The 5,887-nt window shown below is 70.3% G+C and carries 2 protein-coding genes; both read right to left on the bottom strand.

The annotated features are described in order from the left end of the window. Window positions 1–302: 302 nt before the first annotated feature. Window positions 303–1,586, bottom strand: coding sequence for a cysteate synthase (locus tag ABTZ94_RS35840; protein ID WP_351207361.1), 1,284 nt, complete (start codon window positions 1,584–1,586; stop codon window positions 303–305). A gap of 29 nt (window positions 1,587–1,615) precedes the next feature. Continuing rightward, a partial coding sequence (locus ABTZ94_RS35835; RefSeq protein ID WP_351207359.1) for a non-ribosomal peptide synthetase occupies window positions 1,616–5,887 on the bottom strand: 4,272 nt, incomplete at its 5' end.

Raw genomic sequence — 5,887 nt, 5'->3', positions numbered from 1 at the left:
GGAGGATTGAGGCAGATGGGGTCTCCCCTGCTCGAGCGCAGCCGAGAGCTTGGGGAAGGAGCCATGGTGATTGACGACAACGCGGCAGATGTGCGCACCCAGCCCCGCGACGCCGCCCCCCATCTGCCGGTCGGTCTAAGGGCTGTCCGGCCGGGGGCGCCTGGCACGCACGTTCGCGGTCCCGCTGTGGTGGTCCGGCGTCGACGCCACCCCAGCGCGGGCGTCACGCCGGCATCAGGAACTCCACACATCCCAGTACAGCTCAGCCGCTACGAGCAGGTGATACACCGAGCCGACCGGCGTCACCCGCCGCCGTGTCTCGCTGAACCGGCTTCCGAGACCTGGAATAGCTCTGCGATCGCGGCCAGCGCCTCATCGCAGGATTCGTCCACCCTGACACGCAGCTGCGGCTCGGCCTGGACCAGTGGGTGATCCTGGGCCAGTCTGGCCCGGCCGCCGCCGGTCACGTTCAACAGCACGGAGGAATCGCGTGCGAGCGCACCGTCCCTGACGGCGGAGAAGAGGGAGGCCACCGCCACTGCGGCAGCCGGCTCGAGGTCGATGGATTCCAGGTCCCGGAAGACGTCCCGGGCCGCCACGGCGGAGCCCGCGTCGACCGTGACCACGTCTCCGCCGCTCTCGGTCAGCACGTCGAACACACCCGAGTGCACCGCATAGGGAGGACATCGGTTCGTCAGCTCGTCAGCGTAGGCACCGCGGACAGAGTTTCTGTCGTCGTCCATCGGCGGGCAGTCGCGTGTGCCGCCCCGCCAGGCGCGCTGAATCGGCGCGAACACCGCGTTCTGCGAGAGGACCAGCCGCGGCAGGGCCGCCTCCGGCGCTGCCGCCCGCCGCACCCGCTTGGCCGCCTCGTGCACAGCGATCGCCCCAGCGGCACTGCCCACCGCCTGGAAGTAGTACTCAGGCAGCTCGCCCGACTCCTCAACGGCCGCGTACATCACGGTGCTCAGTCCGTCTCGGCGGGCCACATTGCGCACCCCGCCCTCCAGGGAGAACCCCGGCCACTTCGCCACCTCCTCGGACAGCGCGATCGCGTCCGTGTAGTCGGCGTCCTCCACCACGACCAGGCGCACACACGGATGCAACGGCTCCCGCAGCCGCAGTCGGGAAAGCCCCGTCCCAGGAATGACGAGGAGGCAGGGAACGGCGTACCGGGAACACACAGTGGCGAACGCGGCCGCGGTGTTCCCGGCGGACGCGACCACCAGGACGGTCGGCTCCTCGGGCAGCCGGCCAAGGACCGTGTACGCCTCCAGTTCCTTGAACGTCCCGGTCTCCAGGCAGCCGTCCTTCTCCGGCCAGTAGCCGTTGAACGCGATCCGCAGATTCGGCATACCGAGGAAGCGGGAGAGACGTTCGCTGCGCAGCACCACCGTGCGCCCCGCCCCGGCGAAGGACCGGGTGACCGGCAGCCAGGGGCGGTACCGGAAGAACCCTTCGACGTCCGAGAGCGGCTTGAAGTCGCTCTCCTCGTACTCCGTCTGCAGCAGTGCCGGTGCGTGATCGCTGGCGCAGGAGAGCATCAGCCCGTCGTCCGCCTGCCTCAGCCCACACAACGGACACACTAGAGCGTAGTGACGCTTTTCCGGGCTATTCACTCTGTTCCCATCTGCGTACTGTGGTTTCCGGTCGAATGTTCCATCACAGCAGCCCAGACGCGATGCAACATGTCCGGGTGAGCCATGTCGTCGTGACGGCAGGGGAGTTCGGACTCCGCCGTCGTGCCGGAGACGTACGGCGCCCACAAACCGCCGCCCGCACCGCTTTCCTCGCGGTCCTGCGCCGCCACTACCAAAAGCGCGTCGCCCTCGTAGACACCCGGCGCATGATCGCGCTGTATGCACGTGTTGTTGGCGATGACGTTGACGAAGCGGTCGATCTCCGCCGGCGACAGTTCGGCTCCGAAGCGGCCGGCACCCTGTACGACCACGTCGTCGAAATCGACCGGCTCCGTCGCCTCATGCGCACCGTCCTCCGTCTGCGGATACGCGTCCATGATCACCAGCGAGGCGACCTCGTGCCCCTCGGCCTGCAGCCGGACGGCCATCTCGTGGGCGACGATACCGCCGAACGACCAGCCCAGGAGGTGGTACGGGCCGCTCTTCTGCACGGTGCGGATCCGCTCGACGTAGTCCGCGGCCATGTCCCGGACCGAGCACGGAAGTTCCTCCGGCACGGGGCCGAGGCCGCGCGCCTGAATGGCGTACAGCGGCTGGTCCGGGGGCGTGAACCGCGCCAGCGGCGCATAGCACCAACTGGCCCCGCCCGCGGGGTGCACCAGGAAGTACGGTGCTCGGGACCCCCGCGTCCGGATCGGCAGCAGGACACCGAGGGTCTCCTGGGTCAGTCCGGTGTCCGCCAGCCGCCGAGCGAGCGCATCGACGGTCGGGGCCTCGAACAGGGTGCGGATGCTGACCTCGACGCCCAGCACGGACTGGATCCGCCCGGCGAGCCGCACTCCGAGGAGGGAATGACCGCCCAGCTCGAAGAAGTTGTCGTCCACCCCGACCTGCGGCAGCCCCAGCACCTCGGCGAAGACCCCGCAGAGCATCTCCTCCTGCACGGACTCGGGGGCCCGGCCCGGGGCGGCCACGGCAGGCCCGGGTGCCGGAAGGGCACGCCGGTCGAGCTTGCCGTTGGCGGTCTGCGGCAGGGCGTCGAGGACGACGAACGCCGAGGGCACCATGTACTCGGGCAGCCGGTCCCGCAGATGGTCGCGCAGCGCGACAGCCAGGGTGCCGCCCTCGTTCCGGGCCAGCGGATTGTTCGTGTACGACACCAGGCCGGGCGGGACGGGTCCCGAGGGCCGGTACACGCTCACGGCCCCGCCCGGCCGCTCCGCCCCGGAGGCCGGGGCCTCGAACACCGCGTCCATGGAACCGTCGTCGGCGCCCCCGTTCAGCGTGACCGTGGTCCGGTACCCGAGGCGCTCGCCCAGCAGGTAGAGGTCCTCGGCGTTCAGCACCCGGTCATCCGCGGCCGCCGGGCCCGCCCCGCCGCTCTTCAGCGCGGCGAGCACCACGTCCAGGTCCTCCCCCGCGTCCACGGCGCGCAGCGCCGCCAGCTCGCCGGCCAGGCCAAGCTGGGGCACCCGCGTCACGCGAAGTGCTGCGGACCGGCCGGCCCGCAGGCGTTCCGCGAGATCGTCGAGGCCCGTCACATCCACGCCCCAGCGCACCATCTCCTGCGCACCGGCGGCAGCTGGTACGCAGGGCTTCTTACGCAGCACGACGTCGTAGCGGTGCCGGGACATCTCGTGGTGGTGCACACCCCGTTTCACCAGGATCTCGGCGTCTGCCAGCTCCTGCGAGGCGCCGCCCAGCGAGGCGAAGAAGTCGGGATCGACCACGAGCTCCTTCTCCGTCGCGACCATCTGCTCGGCCGCCCGGCGCACCCCGTCCACTCCGCTTTCCGGCTCGTGCCGGTGCAGCGCGATGGCTGTGGCCAGACACCGGTGCAGGCGCAGGTTGCGCACGTCACCGACGAACACCCGGCCACCGGGTGCGAGCAGGTCCACCGCGTTGTTCAGTACCTCGACGAGATAGTCAGCATTGGGGAAGTACTGAACGACCGAGTTGATGACGATCGTGTCGAAGTAGTCGCGTGGCAGTCCGTCGGTGACATCGGCGGCCTGTGTCAGCAGCTGGACCCTGTCCCGCAGGTCCGGCCGCTGCCGCACACCTCTACGCAGCGCGTCGATCGCCTCGGCCGAGAAGTCGGTGCCCCAGTACGCCTCGCAGCGGGGCGCGAGGTGGGCGAGGAGAAGCCCGTTGCCCACACCCAGTTCGAGAACGCGGCGGGGCTTCAGGTCCATGACGCGGTCCACGATCCCGGAGCGCCACTCCCGCATGTACTCCAGCGGGATGCGGCTGCCGTCGTAGGCACTGGTCCACACCGCGAAGTCCTCGCCGAGCTCCGCCTCGACGTCCGGCGCCATCTCCCGGTAGAGCGAGTCGTACACGTTCCGCCAGTCTTCGACCTGCCGCACCTCGTGTTCCTGGTTCCGTACCTCCGTTCCGGAGGCCGGCACGACATAGGCGACGAGTTGCTGCGATCCGTGACCGTCGTCGCGGGCGACCGCGGCAGCCCGGGCGACCCCGTCATGGGCCTCGAGTCCCGCCTCGATCTCACCGAGTTCGATCCGGAACCCGCGGATCTTGACCTGTTCGTCGACGCGGGTGACGTACTCGAGGCCGCCGTCCGCGCTCCGGCGCACCAGGTCACCGGTGCGGTACATCCGCTCGCCCTTCGCACCGAACGGGCAGGCGACAAAACGCTCTGCCGTCAGACCCGGCCGGCCGAGGTACCCGCGCGCCAGCTGCTCGCCGGCCAGGTAAAGCTCACCGGCGACACCTACGGGCACCGGCTGCAGCGCGGCGTCCAGCACGTACGCCCGGGTGTTCCACAGAGGGTGTCCGATCGGAACGACGGAGCCGCGGTCGTCCGGGGCCAGGTCGGCCGTGGTCGCCCATACCGTGGCCTCGGTCGGGCCGTACAGATTCGTGACGCGCGCGGACGTCTCCCGCATGCGGTCGGCGAGGGCTGGCGGAAGTGCCTCACCGCCCGCCAGGATGCGCACGTCCCGTACGGCATCGGCATGCTCGTCGAGCAGTGCCTGCCACAGCGACGGGGTCGCCTGCATGATCGTGACGTCGAGATCGCCGATCAGCGCCGCGAGTGCGCGCGGGTCACGGACCGCCGAACGGGTCGCGACGGCCACACCCGCGCCTGCGAGCAACGGCACATAGATCTCCAGGACATGGATGTCGAAGGCCACGGTGGTGACCGCGAGCAGGCGGTCCCGGGCATCCAGCGCGAAGCGGTCGCCCATCGCCGTGACGAAGTTCGTCACCGCCCGGTGCGGGACGCAGACGCCCTTGGGGCGGCCGGTGGATCCGGAGGTGTAGATGACGTACGCGGGGTGTGCGGGCAGCAGCTCGCCCCGCCGCTCGGAGCCGTCGATCGCCCCGGACTCCAGGCCGGCCAGTGCGCAGACGGTCCGCGGGTCGTCGGCCACGATCCGCGCCGTGCCGTCCCCCGTCGCCAGGGCCGCGTCCGTGGCCCGGGTGGTGAGAACGGCCGCGGGCCGTGCGTCGTCGAGTACGTACGCGATGCGGTCGGCCGGGTACTCCGGGTCGATCGGCACGTACGCGCCACCGGCCTTCAGGACTGCCAGCAGCGCCACGATCAGGTCGGCGGAACGCTCCATGCAGACGGCGACCAGGGTCTCGGGTCCCACGCCCTGCGAGATGAGCAGCCGGGCGAGGCGATTGGCCCGGGCGTCGAGCTGGGCGTAGGTGAGCTCGACGCGGTCCTGTCCCGTGTCCGCCTCGGTGTCGTGGAAGAGCACAGCGACCGCGGCGGGGCTTCGCTGCGCCTGGCTCCGCAGCAGGTCCGGGAGGGTCTCCGCGGGCACGCCGTGCGCCGTGTCGTTCCACTCCTCGATGAGGCTCTTGCGTTCGCTGTCCTCCAGGATCTCCACCCGGCCGAGGGGAACCGACGGCTCCGCGGTGACGGCGTCCAGAACCCTGAGGAACCGCTCGGCGATGCGCTCGGCCGTCAGGTGATCGAACAGGTCCGTGGCGTAGATGATGCTGCCCTGCAGACCGGCCGGCTCGGCCTGGGGGCCGAACCGTTCGCTGAGACCGAACTCCAGGTCGAACTTGGCCGATACGTGTCCCGAGGACATCGTCTCGGCCCGCAGACCGGGGAAGTCGAGCGAGGCCTCGGCGTTGTTCTGGAGCGCCAGCATGATCTGGAAGAGCGGCTGGCGTGCCATGGAGCGGGTGGGTGCGAGGTCTTCGACGAGACGCTCGAACGGCACGTCCTGATGCGCATACGCGCCCAGACCCGCCTCCCGGACCCG

The organism is Streptomyces sp. NPDC002785, from assembly GCF_040295565.1.
GTDB lineage: Bacteria > Actinomycetota > Actinomycetes > Streptomycetales > Streptomycetaceae > Streptomyces.
The sequence above is the reverse complement of the archived record's forward strand: the minus strand, read 5'-3'. Positions and strand labels throughout refer to the sequence as shown.